Source organism: Bacillus sp. FSL K6-2971, assembly GCF_038006405.1.
Lineage (GTDB): Bacteria > Bacillota > Bacilli > Bacillales > Bacillaceae > Bacillus > Bacillus pumilus.
Genome location: NZ_JBBOVD010000001.1, coordinates 2,313,851 through 2,336,479, shown reverse-complemented (window position 1 = coordinate 2,336,479; position 22,629 = coordinate 2,313,851). Strand labels below are relative to the sequence as shown.

General features: G+C 35.1%; 16 protein-coding genes and 2 pseudogenes. 6 read left to right on the top strand and 12 right to left on the bottom strand.

The window, feature by feature from the left end:
* Positions 1 to 573 (top strand): SMI1/KNR4 family protein, encoded by a 573-nt coding sequence (locus MHI33_RS12340; protein ID WP_340911652.1) that lies wholly within the window; start codon positions 1 to 3, stop codon positions 571 to 573.
* Positions 574 to 682: 109 nt separating this feature from the next.
* Here MHI33_RS12340 and MHI33_RS12335 read toward each other — a convergent pair whose 3' ends face one another.
* Together MHI33_RS12335 and MHI33_RS12330 are read right to left on the bottom strand one after the other, a co-directional pair.
* Entirely contained in the window at positions 683 to 1,465 is a 783-nt protein-coding gene (locus MHI33_RS12335) for a hypothetical protein (protein ID WP_340911649.1), read from the bottom strand.
* A gap of 43 nt (positions 1,466 to 1,508) precedes the next feature.
* Positions 1,509 to 1,694: a hypothetical protein gene (locus tag MHI33_RS12330; protein WP_340911646.1), complete on the bottom strand. Its 186-nt coding sequence runs from the start codon at positions 1,692 to 1,694 to the stop codon at positions 1,509 to 1,511.
* Positions 1,695 to 1,839: 145 nt separating this feature from the next.
* Here MHI33_RS12330 and MHI33_RS12325 point away from each other — a divergent pair, with 145 nt between their 5' ends.
* The 5 genes from MHI33_RS12325 to MHI33_RS12305 all read left to right on the top strand — a co-directional run bounded on the left by MHI33_RS12325 (position 1,840) and on the right by MHI33_RS12305 (position 6,163).
* Positions 1,840 to 2,169 carry a YolD-like family protein gene (locus tag MHI33_RS12325; protein ID WP_340911644.1) on the top strand — a complete coding sequence of 110 codons (330 nt, stop codon included), beginning with the start codon at positions 1,840 to 1,842 and terminating at the stop codon, positions 2,167 to 2,169.
* Positions 2,162 to 3,430 (top strand): Y-family DNA polymerase, encoded by a 1,269-nt coding sequence (locus tag MHI33_RS12320; RefSeq protein ID WP_340911641.1) that lies wholly within the window; start codon positions 2,162 to 2,164, stop codon positions 3,428 to 3,430. Before MHI33_RS12325 ends, MHI33_RS12320 begins: the two co-directional genes overlap by 8 nt.
* 261 nt (positions 3,431 to 3,691) lie before the next feature.
* Positions 3,692 to 4,702 carry a DUF418 domain-containing protein gene (locus MHI33_RS12315; protein WP_340911639.1) on the top strand — a complete coding sequence of 337 codons (1,011 nt, stop codon included), beginning with the start codon at positions 3,692 to 3,694 and terminating at the stop codon, positions 4,700 to 4,702.
* Positions 4,703 to 4,717: 15 nt separating this feature from the next.
* Positions 4,718 to 5,068: a DUF1093 domain-containing protein gene (locus tag MHI33_RS12310; RefSeq protein WP_340911636.1), complete on the top strand. Its 351-nt coding sequence runs from the start codon at positions 4,718 to 4,720 to the stop codon at positions 5,066 to 5,068.
* A gap of 51 nt (positions 5,069 to 5,119) precedes the next feature.
* Positions 5,120 to 6,163 (top strand): YdcF family protein, encoded by a 1,044-nt coding sequence (locus tag MHI33_RS12305; protein ID WP_340911634.1) that lies wholly within the window; start codon positions 5,120 to 5,122, stop codon positions 6,161 to 6,163.
* 539 nt (positions 6,164 to 6,702) lie between these two features.
* Here the strand turns inward: MHI33_RS12305 and MHI33_RS12300 are convergent.
* The 10 genes and pseudogenes from MHI33_RS12300 to MHI33_RS12255 form a co-directional block, all read right to left on the bottom strand.
* The gene (locus MHI33_RS12300; protein ID WP_340911631.1) at positions 6,703 to 6,876 is read right to left on the bottom strand and encodes a hypothetical protein; all 174 of its coding nucleotides are present in this window, start codon (positions 6,874 to 6,876) and stop codon (positions 6,703 to 6,705) included.
* 89 nt (positions 6,877 to 6,965) lie between these two features.
* Positions 6,966 to 7,220: a phage holin gene (locus tag MHI33_RS12295; RefSeq protein WP_340911629.1), complete on the bottom strand. Its 255-nt coding sequence runs from the start codon at positions 7,218 to 7,220 to the stop codon at positions 6,966 to 6,968.
* Between the two features lie 13 nt (positions 7,221 to 7,233).
* On the bottom strand, positions 7,234 to 7,623 hold the full coding sequence (locus MHI33_RS12290; RefSeq protein WP_106037369.1) for a hypothetical protein: 390 nt from the start codon (positions 7,621 to 7,623) through the stop codon (positions 7,234 to 7,236).
* Positions 7,624 to 7,731: 108 nt separating this feature from the next.
* Positions 7,732 to 8,484, bottom strand: a pseudogene (locus tag MHI33_RS12285) (peptidoglycan-binding domain-containing protein); the annotation flags it as partial.
* A 153-nt stretch (positions 8,485 to 8,637) separates the two neighbouring features.
* Positions 8,638 to 9,084 (bottom strand): annotated as a pseudogene (locus tag MHI33_RS22080) (peptidoglycan recognition protein family protein); the annotation flags it as partial.
* A gap of 129 nt (positions 9,085 to 9,213) precedes the next feature.
* A complete protein-coding gene (locus MHI33_RS12275) occupies positions 9,214 to 11,331 on the bottom strand; it encodes a tail fiber domain-containing protein (protein ID WP_340911625.1) in 2,118 nt (705 codons plus the stop codon).
* A 24-nt stretch (positions 11,332 to 11,355) separates the two neighbouring features.
* Positions 11,356 to 12,174, bottom strand: a complete 819-nt coding sequence (locus MHI33_RS12270) for a hypothetical protein (protein WP_340911622.1) — start codon at positions 12,172 to 12,174, stop codon at positions 11,356 to 11,358.
* A gap of 17 nt (positions 12,175 to 12,191) precedes the next feature.
* Complete coding sequence (locus MHI33_RS12265; RefSeq protein WP_340911619.1) at positions 12,192 to 14,885, bottom strand: DUF7359 domain-containing protein; 2,694 nt, start codon at positions 14,883 to 14,885, stop codon at positions 12,192 to 12,194.
* A gap of 10 nt (positions 14,886 to 14,895) precedes the next feature.
* Positions 14,896 to 15,687, bottom strand: a complete 792-nt coding sequence (locus tag MHI33_RS12260; protein WP_216927292.1) for a phage tail domain-containing protein — start codon at positions 15,685 to 15,687, stop codon at positions 14,896 to 14,898.
* A gap of 45 nt (positions 15,688 to 15,732) precedes the next feature.
* Positions 15,733 to 22,578 carry a phage tail tape measure protein gene (locus MHI33_RS12255; protein ID WP_340911616.1) on the bottom strand — a complete coding sequence of 2,282 codons (6,846 nt, stop codon included), beginning with the start codon at positions 22,576 to 22,578 and terminating at the stop codon, positions 15,733 to 15,735.
* Positions 22,579 to 22,629 lie beyond the last annotated feature (51 nt).

The window sequence follows — 22,629 nt, the reverse complement described above, 5'->3', positions numbered from 1 at the left end:
ATGAGTTTTAAACGAATTAAAGACAAACTTGATCAATACACTATCGATATTAGATCAACCAAAACAAATGATTCATTAAACGAAATGAATAAAATAGAAGAAGAAAATGGATACCATATTTCTTCTGATTATAAAAGTTTTATTAATGAATATGGGGAATGTTGGATTGAGGATAATATATATAGCTATCTAAGAGAAAAACCAGTTTGGTTAGTTGGTGAATCGGTGCCAGTCGAATTGTTTTATGGGTTGGAGCAGAATGATTATGATATACGAGAAGCCATAAAAACATATAAAGAACAATTGCCAGAGCAAATAATTCCTATCGCAGATGCAGATGGCGGAGACCTAATTTGCTTAGATGTTAGTGAAAAAAATCAAGGGAAAATATATTTCTGGGATCATGAACTAAGAGATGGTGAACAAGACCTATTCCTGATTGCTGATACTTTCACTGAATTTATTGAAGGATTATTTGTTGTCGAAGAAGATGATGACGAAGATAATGATACAGAAGATATTGATATCCAACTTAGTGACGATCTCTTAAAAATGTTAAAGGAAAGAGATTAAAAGTTAGCAAACTATCTATGAATGTTACTTTTAATTTAATGACTTTTAAGTTTAAAGGGTGCTAAAAAGCATCCTTTTCTATTATTAAAAACACCCAACAAGGGGTGTCTTAATTTGAATTAACTATAGAACGTAAAGCATCATCATATTCTTCTAAATCATAACCTGGATGAGCTTTTAGCATTGTATACTTAACAGTTTTGTCAGGATTGTTTAAAAAGTATTCAGCAAGTCTAATGAGCGCAGCACGAATATCTTGGTCGTTGATATCATTAAAATCAAAGTATTCACATTCACCGAACCTTGCTTTATAAAGACAAATTTTACTGAATTCAATGTCATCGAAAGGAAGACTTTCTGATACGCCATAGTTGTGCTCTATTTCTTTTAAAAGTTTATTAAGAAGAAAGTATCCAGTTAACTGAAGAACATCCGCAGACTTGTATCCCACATCTTTAACTACTTTGAAATCATAAAGTACATCATCAACTAGAATATCTGCATCTGCACCATCAACCAATAGGGAAGCAATGCCAAAGTGAGGGTTGAAAACCACATTGCTGTCTGTTTTAACAAGTCCACTACCAATGAATTTTTCTTCGAATGTATTCATTAATCCATTTAGTTCATTAGTTAGCGTGTCCTTTCTTTGTATATCGAAAATATCAGTCTCGCTAACACCTGCCAGTATATTAGCTCTAGAGTACCTCTCCAAGTTCGCAAGTTTTAAGGCTGTCACACAAACCTCATTGTTCAATGATTGTTCGCCTTTAATAAAGGTATCAATGTCTTTTTGAATAGTTGAATAATATTTATCTTCCAAACTATTATTCCCAGTGAATTTTTGCAATTTTTTAAGTCCGTTATAGGCAACTAGTTCTTTAAAGCTCATCTCTAGATTTATTATTTGGGCTATTCTAAACCTTGCTAAATAATCAAAAGCAGTCCCCTATTAAGCTTGCATCAGATGGATTCTCCAATGTATAAGGTACTAACGTTTTATACTCTTTAGAAAAGGGACTTTTCCCACTTAAAGTTTTGAAATCTTTCTTTTTAGGCGCAATAGCAGCAACTATTTCTTTGAATTGTGGTACTTTGCTTAAGTTCGATGTAAGTGACATTGTTAACCTCCTAATTGTTATACATAAATTGTAACAGAAGGATAGAATTTGTATACCAATATTTACACCGAACAAAAGTTCTTAAAATGGATTGATAAAGAACGTTTGTTCTGTTACTATTTAATCATTCAGAAGGAGTGATTAAATGCTTAGAGACAGAGGTACGATAAAATGGACAGCTATGATGTTACCTGAGCATGTTGCACGACTTAAACACGACCTAGCAGAAACGAAAAAAACAGATAAACCAATTATAGATGAACAACAAGCAGAAGAATTTGAATCAACAATCGCCTATGCAATGAGTGTTAACAAGCCTTTGAATTTTTCAGTTTTTGATTTGGGAGTTGTCAATCAACTAAAAGGTTTTACACAATACATCAACTACGAAAAGAAAATGCTACATATAAAGGATTTATCAGATGATATTCACTTTGTTTTATTAGATGACATAGTGGGTGTTTCTAATGATTGATTACTCAAATTTCCCACGTCACAAGATACTGTGTGTAGACATGAAATCCTTTTATGCTTCCATTTCAGCAGTTATGATGGGTTTAGATCCTCTGAAGTGTTATCTAGCCGTTGTAGGAAACACAGAGAGACAGGGGAGTGTAGTGTTAGCAGCAAGCCCCAAATTAAAGCAAGATTTTAAAATTAAAACTGGCTCAAGATTATTTGAAATTCCTAGTGATCCAAGAATCCATATTGTTAATCCTAAGATGGATACATTTATAAATGTTTCAACGAAAATTACTCAATTGTTTTATCGTTACGTCCCAGAATGTGATGTTCACACTTATTCCATAGACGAATCTTTTTTAAAAGTTGACGGTGTTATGAGAATGTGGAACAGTGTTGAAGAGATTGCTGAACATATCCAAGATGCAATCATGAGAGAGTTTGGGCTGCCTTGCACAATTGGGATTGGTGACAATATGCTGATCAGCAAACTTGCTTTGGATTTAGAAAGTAAGAAAGCACCGAATGGTATTGTTAGATGGAGATATGAAGACATTCCAGAAAAGCTATGGCCAGTTAGACCAATCTCTAAAATGTGGGGAATAGGCAGGAGAATGGAGCAAAACTTGAATAGAATGGGTATATTCACAGTCGGTGCATTAGCTAAGTATTCACTGGAAACCTTAGAAAAGAAATTCGGAGTAATGGGGAACCAAATCTTCCACCATGCATGGGGAATTGATTTATCTGAGATAGGTGCTCCAGTACTACAAGGACAAGTGAGCTTTGGTAAAAGCCAGATTCTGCTCAGAGATTACACGACAAAAGAAGAAATCAAAGCAGTCATACTTGAAATATGTGAAGAGGTTGCTAAAAGAACAAGAGATCACAACAAAGCAGGGAGAACGATTAGCTTAGGTATCGGATATAGCAAAGATGAATATGGAGGAGGGTTTCACAGAAGCAAAACAATCGAAAACCCAACAAATATCACTATGGACATCTATAACACATGTATTGAATTATTTAACACGTTTTATCAACATAAGACTGTTAGAAGTATTTCAGTCACATTAAGCAAAATTGAGGAAGATGCTAATCAACAGTTAACTTTATTCGATGAAAGAGGATTAGAGAAAAAAAGACAGCTTGGATACGTTATGGATGGTATTAGAAATAAATACGGAGCGAAGTCGCTGCTGAGGGCTGTTTCATATACTAAAGGCGGCACTGCATTGTACAGAGCTGGTTTAACTGGTGGTCATAGAAGCTAATATTGAAAATATGCATTTTTTCAGTTATAGATAACTAATACTGCATTAAATCACCAAATGATTGGTGATTTGTCACATGTTATAATTTTGAAAGTGACAATATTGTTATATAGATACAGTGATTGTCACATAATATTGTAGTGAGCCTTTATTATAATATGATATGTTAAAGATGTAAGGAAAAATAATGGATGTCTAAAAAGCATATCAGATAATGAATTTATTATACTTATGCAATCTAGAATTAAAAAGGAGTAAGCAATGAATAAAAGAATAAAGAGTTTAGATTTTATTAGAGGTTTTGCAATATGTGGTATTTTGTTGATTAATATACCAGCATTTGTGATGGTAACTGAGGATATGAACCTACCAGAACCCACACATATTGAATCTATGATTAGTTCGTTAATTGATATTTTAGTTACGAAAAAATTTTTTGGTTTATTTTCAATTTTATTTGGAATTGGTATAGGGATATTTATGGATAATTGTAAATCAAAAGGTATCTCACCATATAGATTTATGTCTCGTAGATTAACCTTTTTATTAATTTTAGGTATTATTCATATGGTAGCTATATTTTGGGGAAGTATATTAGTGCCTTATGCTTTGGTGGGATTTATTGTTATGGGTTTATATGGATTATCATCTATTATATTAAAAAACATATCCATAAGCATTATGTCTCTTTACCTTGTTAGTGTTATTATAAAATCTTTTCATATAGAGTTTATGGGTTTAGATTTTATAGTGAATGACAGTATACTAATTCTTAACTTCTTCATAATAGGATTATATATGGTTAAAAGCCGATATATATACAGTGAAGATTCTATAGTATCAAAAATAAATAGAAATAAGTATATATTCTTATCAAGTGTGTCAATAATGATTATTGTTGTAATTATATATATAGCGGGTACTTATCAATCTAAAGACAATTTAGATATAAGTTTATTAGCAATTCCACAAACAATATTATATTTTCTCATTTTACAAAATATTTCACTAAAAATGGAAAAAATGGTATTTGCTTTTGAGAGGATTGGTAAAATGGCATTTACGAATTATGTCATGCAAAGTATCATAGGTGGAATCTTGATTTCTGTATTAGGTATTGTATTTCCTAATTCTGTTCAAATACTATACCTTGCATTAATTATAATTTCAATTAATTTTATATGTAGTTATCTTATACTAAAGTACTTTAAACAAGGACCATTAGAATATATATGGAGAAAATTAACTTATCGAACGTTAAAAAAGTCTTAATAGGATAATAAAATTATGGCTAAGTTAGCATTAATATTATTTTTAGTTATTATAGGAATTGCATCATTCGGAGGGTATTATTTATTTTCTGATCAAGGTTACTATAAAACAAATGAGTATTATATTTATAATACTGAAGACCCTAAAATAAAACATGAGACAAATGATCAAGGGGAGTCAAACAAGTATTATATTTATGAAGTATCAGGTTATAGAGATGGTAAGAGTGAAAATCTTAAATTGAGCTTATTGAGTCCAATTAAGAAGAATCAAGCATACCTTGTCAAATGGGAAGAAAGAAGAGCTATAGTAAGTAACATAAAAGAAATATCTAAGTCTAAGTTTGAAAAAAATAAGAATCCATAAGCATGCTATAATGTTTATGGATTCTTAAATAATTATGGATTGGAGAATATTATGGATATATGGTTGATTTTATTTTTATGGTTTCTATTTATAATATCAGTAATCGGTTTAATACTATCAATATTGTATGATCGAAGAAATATGATTAATGGTTTTTTAGTAATAACTTCCATATGTTTATTTCCCTTTAGTCTCATCTCACTGTTAGGTAAAATTCCTATAATACCCAATTTAGGCATACTCTTACTAGTTGTCATTATGGTCTTCTATTCCAGTTTTTTATGGTGGTTTATACCTTTATTTTTATATAATGGAATTAAAATAAGAAAATTAGAAGGTAAAAGGTTTACAAATAGCTTAACATTAATCGTTTTAGTTAGTTTAATCTTATATATAATATGTATTCAGATTTTAAATAATTATCAGTATATTAGGGAGATAGGGTTTATTAGTATTGGAATTACACTCGTTTATGCATATTTTATAGTACATATTACAGTTTTTATAAACACATATTTATTGCAAAAATTACCTATAATTGAACGTCCTGATTTTATTATTGTCTTAGGTAGTGGCTTAATAAATGATAAAGTACCCCCTTTACTAGCAAGTAGAATTGATAAAGCTATTGAAATCCGTAACAAATATGAGAATAATGAAAGTATTAAAATAATATTTTCTGGCGGCCAGGGAGAAGATGAAAGTTTACCCGAAGGGAAAGCAATGGCAAACTATGCTAAACAAAAAGGTTTAAATGATAATGTCATAATAGAAGAAACACGCTCTAAAACAACGGAAGAAAACATTCTTTATTCAAAAGATATAATGAGTAGATTGAGTAAGAACTATAAGGCTGTATTAGTATCGAATAATTTCCATATATTAAGAGCATCTTTAATAGCTAAAGAAATGGGTTTGAAAATATATGGTTATGGTTCTAAGACAAAGCTTTATTTTTGGATAAATGCCTTTATAAGAGAGTATGTAGCTATTCTAAGTATGAAGAAGCGACAACATTCATTAATTATTGGTATAGTTATGTTCTTAACAATTTTAGCTATTTTAATAAGTGTAATAGCAAGAGTTATATATTAAGGAAAAGACGTAATATCATTAATTTATTCCGTGATGCAGCGGTGGGGCGGGGAGCACTCAACTCCTCCAACAATAACTGAAAGTTGATCTTTAGTTGGGTCGTAATCTGGAACTTCAATAAACGAGATCATTTGCTCGTTCTCGTCAGGCGTATATTCAAAAGACCATTTCAGTGATATTCCATTGTTTAACCTGGGATTAAAAAAGCTCATGTGTGAGCACCAGCAAAGTTATACTGAATTCCTTTTTCTTTGATTACAAAGCTAAAGATAGGAGTGTCAATATGATCCATTGAAAAGCCATCCCCAGACCTGATGAAAATGGGTTCTCCGTGATTTATAGAAACAGTGCAATCTTGGTCATTGCGAAATTGAAATTTATAAAACTGTGTCGGTCTATTCGAACCTTGTGATTCTGGAGGGACAATATCGAAGTTCTCAATGTTTGTTGACTCTAGTTTTAAAGAGCCTTTGTATCCAGATCCTAATCGTATAATTTAACCTCCATAAAAAATGAAAAAAAAAGAGAGATTACCTCTCTCACATTTGTTTAATCATATCTTTTAAAACTTGAAGAAATGCTTTAGCATCTTCTTTTTCCATCCTTAAAATGTCTTCGTTGCCCAAGCCTTCAGAGAGTGAAATCTTGAGAACGGGGAAGATAGCTGGTTCACTTTCTTCATCAGTTTGGGGAACTTCAACTTCGTCTAACAACAGAGTTAGAACTTTCTCCTCACCCTCAGTATTAATGTGGGCTTCACTGAATTTATTTGGGTATGGCGAATACTTAATATTTACCGTATTCATTTCTCTCTAGGCTCGTCATATTCTAAAGCTTGCTCACTGTCTGATACACCTTTAGTGGTCGGATCATCAATAATTCCGATAGCAGATAAAAATATAAGCAGAGCATTAAATTTTACAGTTAGATCATCACCAAATCCTGTTAAGTCATAACCGAATGCCTCAGCGACCATTTGAACGAATAAAAGGGTGGCTGAGAGGATTGACACCCAAAATGTTTTCTTTTTTAAACGTACTTTCCAGTTGATTTTCATTACATCAAGCTCCTTATTTATTAATTCCGAAATGGTATAGCAAATATGCTCCGATTATCGTTGCAGCTACTGAAGGAAGAATCTTATAAAAAATATCTTTGGTAAACTGCGAAGGATCTATCTTTCTTGTTGAATCACTTCGTTCAAGAGTTTCAACCCTTGTATCTAATTTTTCATAAGATTTATTTAGGTTTTTTAAATTATTACTCATTTCAATGAGTGTTGAAGTTAACTCTTTCGATTGCTTTTGAGACTCTTTATTAAATTCAAGTTGTTGTTCGCATATCATTTCAATTCTGTTGAGTGTATTTGTTTTATCTTCTAGCTTAACAATTTGAATTGCTTGCTGATTTGATTTTTCTTCAAGCAAGCTTATACGAACATGAACGTCATTACTTTCCATTTGACACCAGCCTTAGAGAAGGAGGTGATTTTAGTTCACCTCCCTGAAGTTGATTTTCATAAATTTTCATGGATATTTGTAAATCCACAAAAATCTATATTAATTTAGTTATACTTTACTGCCATATTGTCCTGAAATGTAAGCACGTTTACCTTCGTGAATTACTTCCCAGTAACCTTTAGGATTGTTACTACCTTTAACAGATCCAGAAATTTCAATTGTTTTACCTAATGAGATGGTGTCTAGATTCTTGGCTGAATTGCGATCAGGTTTATCCATAATAAAAGCAGCACCTGACACGCCGATAATTTTGATTTTCCCAACAGATTTAATTGATGAACTTTTAGAGCTCTGTTTTGGCTTTGAAGCGGTCTTAGCAGGAGTAGATGCTTTAACTGTGCCTGTTACTTCAACATACTTATCTGAAGCAGTGATATAAAACGTTGCACCTTTTGAGTTTTTCACTTTATATTGGTATGCCGTACCAACTTTTACTTTTTCGACAACAGTAGGGAAGCCAATACCTTTATTTACAGTACTGACAACATCTTTATCATCCCATGAAGCTTTAGCATAAAATCGAAGACCGTCTACTTTAGATTTTAGAGAGCCACTTGCTTTAGAAGAGTTAGACTTAGAGGAAGAAGGGGCTTTAGATTTAGTTAACAACTCTTTGATCTTAGCAAGAGTCGCTTTCCCAGCGATTCCATCTACTGCTAGCTTGTTTGCTTTTTGGAATGCCTTCACAGCAGCAACAGTTTCATCACCAAAGTGGGAGTCCGCACCGTATTTAGGCAATTTATAGCCAAGCTTAATTAGATTAGACTGAATTTCTTTAACTTTTGCACCTTTATCACCAAGACCGTAAGCTTCAACTAACTCAAGGTCATTTTTGTCTGATGGCTTCGGTGTTGGAATAGTTACAGTTTTACCTGTTAAAGCTTTATTAACATCACTGACAAATTGAACCCAAGCACTAGGGTTGTTAGTGTAATAACGATGGCAGTCTTTCCATCCTACTACTTGGTTATGTGTCCACAGATTTTCAGATTTTAGCCCATAAGTTTTAAGAAGGGAGGCAGCTAACTCTACAGTTGTTTTATAAGTTGCAGTATCAGGTTTACCAGTCCAATCAGGATGAGTCATTTCAATGCCAATTGTGCAATTATTTGGGTATGAGCTCAGATTTCTAAGGGCACTTGCTGTATAAACATTCGAGCCGACGTGATAAGCTAACTCGCTATTAGGCAAGCATTGAATTACTTTATTACCTTCAACAATGTAATGAGCAGAGCCGAATCCAGAAGTTCCACTTTTACGATTGTTGAAGAAATTGCGATTTCCTTCAGCGGATGATCCTGGATTAGCAACCCAATGGATAACAACTGCTTTGACACCTTTTAAAGCTGTTTGAGGTCTGGAGTATTTGTTGGGAGTCAACAAACTTTGAGTAATGTTCATTAAATAAATTCCTCCAATTAATTTTTTGAGCACAAAAAGAGAGCAGGGGATAACCCAAGCTCTCTCGTTCTCACACATGCTCTGTCTTTCTCTGTTATGCATAAGCAATATTCCTATAAAATCATAGTTTTATTTTAATAAAGATGCCTTAAGTTCACGCATCTCTTGTTGCATCTTTTCGGTTTCACGTCTCATAAGTGCCATCTCAAGGAATTGGCATTCATCAGCACGAATGCCCCACATGTATCCACCTTTTACGACTTCAATTGTTTCTCCAGTGAATTCACCCGTTTTAGGGTCTACCTTGTTTACAAATTCAGAATTCCACTTGTCATAACAAAGTAATCCAATTTCAGTTGCATCTAAGCCGTGCTTTTTAAACACTTCATCGATTTTCTGAGCAATGACACCGATATGCCATCTTGCAGAACTTCCTTTTTCACTTACTGCATCTTTAAACTTAAATCTACAGAAATCAACTTCAGACCATGCATCTAGCCATTCGTCAGGAATATCAGTGATGTTTTGCTTGTATCTCTCATCAGAAGTGTTGATTGTTCCATTTGAAGCATAGATGTTAGCCCAACGTCTTGAAGGAGCACCTAATGATTGAGAAGCATCAGTATCAGGTCGCAAGTTTGCACGAAGGTTCATAATGTTATTTCCCATATCACCGTATATGAAAGGAGAGGCATTGCCATCATTACCGTAATCAATCCATAATAATCGATCTTGGTTACTGTTAGGCATTGCTTTATTTCCGATGATAATAGAGTTGTTGCCAGTATAGTTGATACCAGCTTCAGTACCTACAACAACGTTTCGACTACCATTTGCACCATTTAGAAGTGTTCTAGCACCGATAGAAACGTTTGCTTCACCATCTGTTTTATTTTGATGAGCGTACGTCCCAATAACAGTATTTAGAGTGTGGGAAGCATTCTTATTTCCGTTTGATCTTTGTCCAGCTTGATGCCCGATGAAAATATTTCTAGTGCCAAATACGTCATACCCCATAGCGTTATTACCGATAACAATGTTCTTTTGACCAGTTTGGTTATACTTCATTGCATTTCTACCAATACCGATATTCTCTTTACCAGCAAGGTTATTGGCCAATGCAAATGCACCAATAGCTGTACATCTTTCAGTCGTATAAGATCTTGCTAGAGCTTGATACCCAATTGCAGTATTATGGATACCTCTAACCAATTGAAGTAGAGCATTACGACCAACACCAGTATTACCTAAAACTTGAGATGAGGAAGTTGCTGCAGGAAAGCCTCCACCTTCATTAACAATAACAGCGCCTTGTGGAGCAGGGTATCCTGTAGGCTGAATCAATTTTTCAACTTCAGGATTCATTTGTTTCAAGATGTAAGAATCTGTTCCTGAAATGTTCCAAATGTTGTTTAAATCCTTCTCATTTAGCCACAGTTCATGTCTAGACACGATTGGATCTTTAATGCCTGCCCATTTTAATGAGTTATTTCCGATAGCCGTGGTACGACTATAATAAGTTCCTTGTGCTAAAGTACTTCCACCGACTGAAACGTTTGAGTACTGTGTTTGGTTATTCATTTGGGATAAGAAGCCGATAGCGGTATTTTGCTTACCAGAAGTAAGGTTTCTTAAAGACTCTTCTCCTGTAGATGTGTTTCCATAAGCGTCTAAAGTGATTTTGATTCCTGAGTTTTTCCCATAGAATTCATTGAGGATAGGAAGGGGTGAAGAGGTGAGAGGGAACAGACGTTGATCTCTTTTTTGACTTGGGGGAGCAGTTGCGTTGAAAGCTTCTCTTTCTTTGACAATAAGAAATGCACCATTACCAAAGTAATTACCTTTCAAGTCTGCTTGATCAGCTAAATAAGTACCTGGTGGAACGAAGATCGGATACTCATTGTTAGATAGAGCTTCTGCAGCAAGGAAAGCTGGTGTGTCATCTGTTTCACCGTCTCCAACTGCACCAAGCCATTTAACGTTTATCCCACGTTGGTTTAGTTCTTTTTTAATTGTATCTACAATACTTCCAGTATCTCCTGCAAGCTCGCCAATGTCTCCAATTAAGTCAGCCATTTCTTTCAGCTTATCAGTAGTTGTTGTAGACAGGTTTGTTACTGAATCTAGAATTCCATCAAATTTGGCTTTAATTTCAGGTGCGGTATATCCAACACCGTCAGATTTCAGCAATTCAATGGCCATTGGTACATATTCGCCAGTAACAGGATGTGGCATTCTAAAACCCATTAATTAATTCCTCCTTTATGTGTATCAATCAGGCTTATACCATATCTGGCCTGTTTCTGGAGCTGCGTTAGAAATAACAACTCTTTTCTTGGTAGGACTTAAACTCTCATCTTGATACCAGATATAATTTAAACTGTGTGGCTCATAAGCACTCAAAAGAATGTTGAATCCTTCATAGACTTCTGAAACACCTATATCAACCCATTCGAATCCATCCCATCGATAAACTGTTTTTATGTTCTTAACAGCGACTGTCCAACCAACTTGAGGATTTGGATATTCAACAATTAAATCTGAGTAGTTATTGACAGATGGATAGTATTTCTTTTTCGTTTCTTCAACAACACGCTCGTATTGCGAAGTGATTTGACGGCACCAAGTAGTTATTTCTATACAGCGTTTGATGACCCGTTCGCATTCTAAGATTCTCTCGTTCATGCGAATAATACAATCTTCAGCTTCATCAATAAGACCTTGAAGTGTCTCAACTACTGTATTACCTGACCGTCTAACCCAAATACGTGCTGCAGGGAAGAAGTGGGCACCTTCGCCAACGTATTTAACTTGCAATTCTTTTCCTTCGTTAGAGGAATTAAAAAAGACAACTCCCATCATGTAATCAACACGAAAACAGTCGTCTTCTAATTCACCAACTTCAATTTCTTTCCACTCTTTGTTTCCTCCGGTAATAACAACTCTATTTTCACGATTAGGATTTTCAGTTAGAAGTATTCGTCCGTTAAGAATAGAATGTGTTTCATCGTAGCTCATATAAGGATCATCATAAGTATCTTTTCTTTTGTGATATAAGATTGGATCATTATAAAGTTTTGGGAAAACCATTTAGAATCACTCCTTTCTTATAGATTTCTATACGCTTCAAAGAAGTATGTGACTCCTTGTTTATTACCTTTAGACGTTGAATCTGAACCAGTCACAAATCCCATATTCGCAAGTCGTCCGTTTGTGTTATCTGGAAGGTTGCTTATTCCTTTAAAATAGATATTTGATTCGAATATTTCCTCCACATAGCCTCCACTAGTACTCACAATAGCTAACGCAGGATCACTTTGAACTGTTGATTTAACCTTAACCAGGGAAGGGGTAAAGGGAAGAGAGACTGTTCTATTTTGAGTCCCATTACCGATATAGGTGCCTACAAAACTTAATTGCTGAAGATTTGACAGCTTAATTTTTCCGTTTGCATCTAATGCAGCAACTCCATTCGGCACATCTTTATCTGTCTTTAAAATAAAGTCTTTGTCTGTATACTCACCTAATTTAGATGCACTTCCTGATATAGATGCTGAAATCACACCGTTGTCATCTCTAACAGGTATAGTGTTGGGTTCTTCGTTTAGAGCAGGAGTTATACCATTTAAGGAGTCTGCGTTGCCAGCAGATTGAACAATCCACTTTTCGCCATCATACAATTCAGATTTATTAGTTGTAGGATCAATCCAGAGAGTGTTGATATCTGGACTAGAAGGCTTTTCAGGTGTAGAAATCTGGCGTATTCCGTTTACTTTACCTTTAACCTCAACAGTATTAGATGGGCGGTAAGGATTCTCACTCGGTGATTGTGGTTGAACTATATCAGATAACAAAACACCATTTGAACTAATCGAGGTTTCAACGTTTCTGTAAGACTGTACTCCAAAGGTGAAGTATTTTGTTGGAACTTGTGAAGTAAAGGTAGCTATTCGCTTATCATATCTAACAGAAATGCGTTGTTCCTTCGCTAGTGAAGCGCCGAATAAGTAAGTTTCTGAAGATGTATCAGGATAACAATGTACGATAAAACCATCAATGTTAAAACCATCTTCATTAGAACTCGGATAATCCCAGGCTACAGAAATATCAACAGAGCCATTTTCATTTACTTTGTGTGTTATAGAATTAATGCCAATCATAGGAGGGATAGGAGGGGTAGAAATACGGTCATTACGTGCATTGTAGTTAGTAGCAAGCGTATTATAATCGATTTTACGAGTGTTGAATTCAGTAGATGCTTTATCAACTTTATAAAGCAACTGTATAAAGTCATCATCTTCCTTAGGTTTTTTTCCGTTTGAGACTGTTACAGAAATAGACGTATCATCAAAATTTAAGCTCATACCAGTTAAAGTTGCTTTATATTCAGTTGCAAATTGCTTATCTTGTACTCTAACAATATCCCCTAAAGAAACTCTGTCCCAATACTCCTTTTCACTTAGAGCATTATAAAAGTTGACTATATTTGTTTTGATGTCGATAGGAGGGGATTTACGCTTATCTAACTCTTCATAACTCTTTTCGTACAATTCCGTTTCATCGAAGATATTTTCATTAGTCCATTCATCTTCAAGTATAAATTTGGACAGCTCATTGGACATCTCTTCACCAAGAAAGTTACTCATATCTAGTCGTTTTCTAAGCTGCTCAATTTGACTGTTTAACGTGGAAATCTCAGAAATATTTTTATCGATTTCTTTCTTTTTTGTATCAACTTCTTTTTGCTTCGCATCTCTTTGCTTTATTAGATCTTTAGTGTCTCCCTCAGTCTCTTTAACCACTTCAATTCGATCTAAAATTTGCTGCAGTTCAAGGTTTTTAAGAACGAATAGCTCATTCTCTTGAGCAGTCTTTTTGGCTTCGATTTTCTTTTTGTCATCCAACATTGTTTTAAACTTTTTTGATTCTTTGTCGACAAGTTCATTGTAGTCTAGCAAAGCATGACAAAGCTCATTGCTCATGTAGTCACTTTTTTTAACTACATTCCTGTTTTCATCACGTTGAAAAGCGTTCAAAAAGAAGCTGAAGTCATCCAAGTAACCTTGACCTGTTGGATTAACTGAATTGATAACAATGCCGTCTTTTCCGGTTACATGAAGCCTAGTCACGACATCATCCATGCTTCTAGTATCTGTCATATCAATCATAAAGTTATGAGATGAAATCTTAACACCTTTGTATTTAGATACACTGTCTTTTTCGAAGAATGATACTTTATTATTGATAGTGTCAAACACAGGCACAGCGTCAAATGTTTCACAAATATTCCTTAGAAAATCAAACCTTGATGTAATTGATCCAATGGAGAATGATCGTCTTTTTTCATTAAGCGTACTTTCAATTTCTCCAACAGTCCAACCAGTTCCCTTTAGACAAACCTCACCGATTTCTTGGAGGTTCTTTGATATACCTTCATATTGCCTGATTTTTGGTTTGTTTAGCATATAAGGAGAGAGTTGACAACTTACCTGAATTTCTTCTTTTTCTGAGGTGTTATTTTTAGTAATACTGTCAATCACATAATATTCAGTTCGGTTAAAAAAAGTAGCCTTAATCAAGTACCACTGTTTGATAAGTTGCGCTATGTGATTGGTCTTTATTTCATCACCATCATATCTAGCTTTAAGTGGTATGCTAAAACTCAAATCATTAATGGCTGCGTGATTTAGGTTGACTGAAGCGCTATTAAAATCAACAATATTTGCGATTTTCTTTTTGTTCGTCTTACATAGCTCTAATTTAAGCTTGCCTGGCTTAAAAGTGAATTCTCCTAAATTCATAGCAACCTCCTTAATAATATTTGAATCGATAGCTAAATCTTATCAAGCATGAACCCTCAATTTTGATTCTATTTTGACCTTCACCAAGAATCACATAGCTTTCGTTTGATTGTTCGTAACATTCGTAGCCCGTCACACTAGATTCCATTAACTCTTTTACCGAGTCTATTTGTAGTACTTCTTTATCTTTTAAATTATCAATTGTGAAAGGAGTTCGATACATACTAAGATTCGTGATTTTTAAATTCCCATCACCTATTTTTTGAATCTCCATTGAGAGAGGGACATCTAAGTCTCCCTTATTGTCAAAAGTGATAATGTTATCACCTTTATTTGAAGGGTTTATCCAAGGTGTTGAGATTTTTGTGCTGAATTTAAAAGGGAGGACTTTCATAGTCAATCTTATATAACCGTCTTCAGAACAGTTATGTACTAAATCCATAGCATTTATTGGAATTGCGTAGTAAACGATATCTAAATTCGAGCTGAAGGAGAGGGGAGAGTAGTCAGTAACCGTCAACCATTTTGCAATTTCTCTTAATTTCTTTTGCGTTAGATTTCTATTTTTATAAAATCCTTCACGAATGTTCTGATCAACATAGAAATTTAAAGGCATCTCAAAAGGTTCGTAAACAATACTATCAACAATAGGATCAGGTCTATCTTTAAGAAACGTTTCGTTAATTGTCTTTCCCGCTAAAAAGTTCTCTTCTTGTAGGCCACCATCAGTATTAACATTAACAACACCCATATCAATAGATCTTATATGATTAAATAAAAAATATTGGCTTTCTTTTATCATTTAAAATCTCCTTAGTTAAAAGGAAAAGAGCCTGATTTCAGACTCTTATACCTTACCTTTCATTTGCTTTAATCCTCTTCTGATGTTTTCCAAAGCATTGTTTGCACCATTTTCATCGCCAACCATCTTATCAATCTGCAAGGTTAGATTGTAAACATCGCCCTGATCGTTCGACACAGAAGACATAACTGTAGGCTGAGGCGCTTTTGTAAGCCTAGTGATTGCACTTGGAATAATGCTAATAGCAGAAGCAGCACTTTTCACTATATTCGCTCCTGCTAATTTAACTGCTTCAGTTGGCACGCTAGTTAAAGCAGAGCTCAGCTTTTGTCCAGTTCCCCATTTCGGGGTAAATGACCCATCATTTTGGCTGATGTCTCTAACGGTTTCGACAGTTTTAAGCATATTTTCAGTGTCAGTCTTGTTAAGAACTAGCTCTTTATCATGGAGTACAGCTAATTTACCACTACCTAAGCCAGTACCAGTGTAACCACCAGTGTCAAAAGCGGCTACCTTTTTACCTGTTGTATTTCCCTTAACGACAACACCAAGAGCATTTGAAGCCTCTTTAAGCTTATCGATCAAATTGTTAGAGATAGACTTGCCGATTGACTCCATATTTGAATTGATGAATTTAGTGAACTCAGAAAGCTGTTTATTGATATCACTAATCTTACCGTTCATCAATTTTCCTTCTAAATCCTTGAACCCACGCTCATCGTTTACAAGATCATCATATTTTGTGTTGATTGATTTCTCATCTTTTTCAAGTTGATCTTGTAGCGCTTCTTTACGTTTGGAGTTTTCACGATCTTTTAGGAATTGATCTAAATCAAGTTGTTCTTTTTGCATCTGTTCGGTAAGCTCTTTAACCTTTGACTTACCAAATTCTGAATCATCTAACGCATATTGATTTATCTGATCTAGAAGCTTTTGAATGCTTTCCTGACGATCTTTTAAATCCTTTTGGAACTTAGCTTCATCATCTTCCTTATCGATGCCATCAATGATGTCTTGAGTAGCTTTACGATGAGCTTCAAGCTCAATATCAAGCATCTTTTCGTACATCTCTTTATAGATAGAGACGACTTCATCAGCAAGCGATTTGTAAATATCTTTAATACTTTTCTTGGTTTGGTATAGCTCTAAGTTGAAATCTTTTTGCTTATCTTTCCAAGAAGATATTTCGTCAGATATTTGTTTTTGGATTTCAGGGAAACCCTTAGCTGCTTTCTTTTGTTTCTCTAAATCTTTTATGTACTTTGCAGCTTCTTTTTGTTGTTGCTGAATCAGCTTGATTTGCTGACTATAGTACTTAACTTTATCTTTGTCTTCTTCGGTTGTCTGAATCTTAATATCAACATTCTTAAGTTTTGATTCAGTCTTTTTGACTGACTTATCAATATTATTAAGGATTTGATCAGTTTTAGATTGAACTATACTAGCCTGTAGCTCATAAACCTGATCTTTGATGCTGATGAGGTCAAGTTTAGCTTGTTTTAATTCTTCACGTAATTGATCACGTTGAGCAGCGTTTAATTGCTTATTTTGCTTTAGCTCTTTGTTGATCCAACTTACTTTTTGATTCTGAATCTTTTGTTGCGCTTCAACTGCTTTACGTTGCTCATTTGTGTATTTTCTAAACTGTGCACTGTCATTGAGATAGCGACTAGCTTTAGATTGGTTTTGAGCAACTTTCAACTCTAAATCGGATTTACGCTTTTCGAATTCATCAAGCTTAGATTGGACTAGCTCATATTGCAAATCTTGAATTTGGTCTTTAACAGAAGAAAGGTCGCCTTCAAGACCTAGTAAATCAGATTTTGCTTGTGAAATAGCTTGCTGACGTTCAGCTTCAGAGCTAGACAAATCAGAGCCAATTTGCTGCATATATGCTTCTGGGTCAATCGCTTTGCCATTCTTTTCGATTTGCATATGAAGGTGAGTACCTGTAGAGTGACCAGTGCTTCCCATTTTACCGAGAGTTTGGCCAGCCTGAACCTTTTGCCCAGCTTTAACTTTGAGTCCTTTTTGCATATGCATGTACTTAGCAACTGTGCCGTCATCTTGTTGAACAACAACCCAATAACCAGCTGATTTAGAGTATGCAGCAGTGAGGACTTTACCTGATTTAAGAGACTTGATTGGAGTTCCAGATTTAGCAGCTAAGTCTAAACCTTTATGAGGAGCAGAGCGTAATCCTTTTTCTTGCTGACCGAAATGAGATGTTCTTCTCATTGAGTCATAGTAACCAGCAGCCGATCCACCACTTGAGGAGAGTGAACCACCCATTTGTTTAAAGTAATTGTTTACTTTCTTAACATAATTCTGGGTTTCCTTAAATGGAGGAATGCCACCATACTTTGTTACATTACCAGGCCCCGCATTGTATGCAGCTAATGCTTTTTCAATCGATCCAAACTTATCAAGCATTTGCTTAAGATATTTGGTACCGCCCATTACGTTTTGATAAGGATCCCTAGAATTCTTAACACCAAGACCTCTGGCCGTTGCAGGCATAAGTTGCATTAAACCAGTTGCTCCAACCGATGAACGAGCATTAGGGTTGAAGTTAGATTCTTGCTTAATAACCGCAGCAATTAACGCAGCTGGAACATTGTACTGTTTTGCAGCTTGATTAATAATGTTTGAATACTTACCTGAATAAGAACCGCCTGAAGCAGAATATGAAGAGCTAGAAGGGGAGTAGGATGAAGAAGAGTCAACAATGCCTGTTTGAGCAATGTATCCAGATTTAATCTGTTCTTTAAGGAGCTTAATCTGACTCTTGAGAAGTTTTTCTTTTCGTTCTAACGCCTTGATTTCCTTCTTAATTGAATCACGATATTTCTGCGACCATTTAGGGTAGTCATTAGTTTTTCTGTTTTGTTCTTCAATTTGCTTATTGACTCGCTCTAATGCTTCTTTATATTTGTCGGCAACGTAAATTGAATTTTTGGTAGACTCTGAGGCTTTATCAGCAGAGTCAGACATTGTTTCATAAGACGTGCCAGTTTCATTTAGAGATGCTTGAGTTAAGTCTGATAGCTTATCTAATTCTTCTAGTTGATCAGTGATATCAGACAAATTCTTTAAATCTTTATTCGGCTGTGGGAGGTATTGAATAGCTCCGTTGTTTCCTTTTTTTAGCTCATCTAATATTGCATCTCTTTGATTTTCTAACTCTGCTTTCTTTCTCAGAGCATCCTGAACAGTTTTAATGGCAGTAACTTCAGATTTATAATAGCCGATCTTTTTACTTAAAGTATTAGCTTGATTTAAAAGCTCTTGTTTTACTGAAGTTTGCATATCCGCATATGCTTTAACCTTAGTATTTCTTAGTTTAATCACTGCATCACGATTGATTTTCACTATGCCATTTTCAACTGAAATGGCACCAGCCAAATCTTTTTCCTTTTGGATGAGCTTCATTGCTTCTGAAGCCGATATAGATTTACCTTCAGCCATTTTCTCTAGCAAGCCATTGAGAGGGGACACTTGATCAGCTAAATCATCGTATACATCACCGACTAAAGCTTCCATAGCAATAGCTGCTTGATGAGATTGTAGCAATTGATCTAAAACATCTTTCGTAGCTTCAATGTCACCTTTAACTTCTTTAAGCTTATCAGATAGTTTGCCAACTGATTCACCTAGCTCATCTACACCTTCACCATTTTCGTTCCAAACCACCTTTGCTGAATCACCAGCATTTTTAGCCTGATCTAACGAATCTTTAAGAGTAGAGTATGAGAGGTTCAAGTTGTCAACTTTTACTTTCCCATCTGAGAACTCAGTAATAAGAGTTTTCAGTGATGCTGTTTGCTTATCAAATTCTGAGCCATTGCCATTGTTTAGAGACTTTTGGAGTGAGTCCATTATTGTGGCCACTTGTTGCGAAAAACTCTTAAGTTGCTCAGGACTTAACTTACTGAAGTCCATTGTATTCAGGATGTCAGTTATGGATTTCTTAATATTAGGGTTAATATCAATGGAATTAAATGCACTGATTACGTCTAATACTGAAGCCTGAATTTCAGCATTTGCGCTTACTATTGACTGTTTCGCACGCAAGGCTTCACGCTCGTATTTGTATCCTTCTTTTACGTAATCATCATCATTAGCAAAAGGGTTTTCGAAGATTCTTGTAATCCAACTTGAACCTTCTTTGTAGTTATCAGCTAAGGCTTTATTTGCTTCCATTTCTTTGTTCAAATCTTTAAGCTTTTTAATTTGATCTTCAAAGTTGGAAGCTGCATTATCTTTCAAATCACGTTTATTGAAGTTTGCCATCTCTTCAGTGTATTTAATTGCCTCTTTCAAGGCCTTGTTGTTCTTTATGATGGCATTGCCTTGCGTATCATATCCTTCAACGAGGTTAGGGAATGTTGCTGCTAACTGCTGAGATACTGATAGATATTCTTGTTCTTTTTCAGGCGTTAGCTGATTATCCTCTTTTGCTTTACGAAGCTCTTTATATTTGTCTATTAACCCTTGAGTAGCTTCTTTGTTCGTAGTCCAAGCTTCTACTGAAGTTTTCTGTGCTGTTTCAAATTCCTCTTGGGCTTTTTTAGCATCAGCATAAGTACTTACAAGCTTTTCGATCACAAATCCAAGAGCTGCAAAAGCTGCAATTGGAAGGGCGGTTCCAGCTAAGAATATTCCTGCTGATCTCGCAGCTTTACCTAGTGCTGTAAACGAATGCGATAATATATTAGTAGTAGCTGTTGTAGTTGCTGCTTTTATAGAATAGGTTTGCAGATTTGCCGGAATCTCTCTTAAGGTGTTTATAATCTTGACACCACTCTGCATTGACGTGCTTCTTAGTGCAGATGAGAACAATAATGTGGCAACTGTAGCTGTTCCAAAAGCAGGGGCAAGGAAGCCTATATTCTTAACTAGCCCAGTTGTTAATCCCATAAAGTTTCCTAGTGCTTCAGTAGAAGCGATAAGACCATCCGAGATAAAGGCATCACTTGCGGCAACAGCGAATTCAGTAACCGTATTCTGAAGGCGGTTTATCCGTGCCTGTAAGCTATCAGCATACTTTTCTTGTTCTTTCCATGCCGAACCCATTGAGTTTGCAGAAGTGTTAGCTGCGTCTTGATAGATTGAGTAGTTATTCAATAGGGCGTTAAATCTGGATAACTGATAAATACCCGCAACACCAATAGATGTGTTTTGCTTTTGGGCATCAGACAAGCTGTCCCATTTTTCTGCTACTTCTCCAATTAACTGACTTGATGTTTTTGCTTCACCAGCTGCTGTTTGCACAGAGATACCAATTTGGTCTAAGGCTTTAATAGAGCTTCTGTTATTACCAATTCTTGCGAAAATGGTCTTTAATGAGTTACCTACTATATTTCCACTTTCACGTGTGGTGCTCCCGATGGCTGCTGTGTAGCCGATTAAGTCATTCAATTCAACACCGAACGTAGCAGCGGTACTTCCAGCTTTTCTTATGGAATTAGCCATATCGAGAGTGGAAATTGCAAAGTTGTTATCAACTTCATTAAGTTTATCAGCGATAGAAATTGAATCTTTTGCCGATACGTTGAAATTGAGAATGGCTGCAGTAAGAGTGTTTACAGTATCTGATGCAGTTAGATCTGAAATATTCTGCAAAACTTGTGCTGTTTTGGTTAAATCGGAAAGCTCATCTGCCTGGAAACCCATACGCCCAAAGCTACCCGTAATTTCAAGCACATCTGATACTTTATTGGATAATTCGTTACTTAAATCTAATGAAGTTTGAAGGAGCTCATTAAATTTGTAATCTGGCAAATCCATGACTCTTCGTATGTTTGTCATTAGAGTATCAATCTCAACCGCTTGCTGAGTTATATTTTTTAAAGCTGTAATAGCTCCATAAAATATAGAACCCGAAAGTAAGTAAGCAGGTATACGACTAAAAGCATCACCCAATTGTTGACCAAATGATGTAGCTCTTTGAGTTGAATTTTGAATAGAGGATGAAAGCTCTCTAAACTGCATATTGAGGTCTTTAATCTTTGAAGATAGAGCAGGGGTTTTAGAGGTGAGCTGAGTAACAGCAAGAAGGTATTCTTGAGTTTGCGCCTTGCTTTGATTACTTAAGTTATTGCCATATTTACTTGCTAAATTGTTTGCATTAAGTTGAGCTTGCCTTTGGTACAACGCAATTGTTTGTTTTAATTCATTATTCTTTGCAACTGCGGAAGATTTGTCATCCAAAGTACGAATTTTTTGCTTGAGGGAATCAATTTGGGCTGAGGATTGAGCAAGGTTGATTTTACGACCAAGGGAAGAGAGGGTAGTATCAGATAAAACACCTTGATCCCGAAGTCTCTGCAGGGAGGCACTTAACGCTTCAATATCTTTTCTTTTTTTCTCAAAATTTGTGGAAACAGTTGAGTTTTTTACGTTTCCTTTTTCTTCAAGATTGTATGTGTAATCCTTGTAACCATCACGATTTTTCTGAGTAGATCCAGTAACCTTACCTTGAGCATTCAGTCTGTCAGTATTTTTAACAACTTCTCCGAGTTTTTGTTGAGCACTTGCTAATTTATTGGTTTCTGTTGTTTGCTCTTTGATTTTTTGTGTTGTTCTTTGAATAATTTCGCCACTGCGCTTATGCTCTTGAGTTACCTTAGTAACATTACCATTAAGATGTTGAGTAATCTTAGTGGTTTCTTTTACAGTGTCGTTGTAATTTTTTAAATTGGACTGATATTTGCCCATTGCCGCAGTGAACTCTTTTAAAGCCTTTAACGTATTGTTATCAATGTTCGTTTTTAATTCAAGGGCATTAAGCTTGGATTGTATTTGTCTGATTTGCTTGTTTAGGTTTTCAGTTGTTTGCGAAGACGTGTCTGCTACAGGAGTAACAAATATTTTTAGTTGTTCGCTCAATTAATTGCTCACATCCTTTCTAAGCTACCGAGAATAGAAGAGGGGAATCAA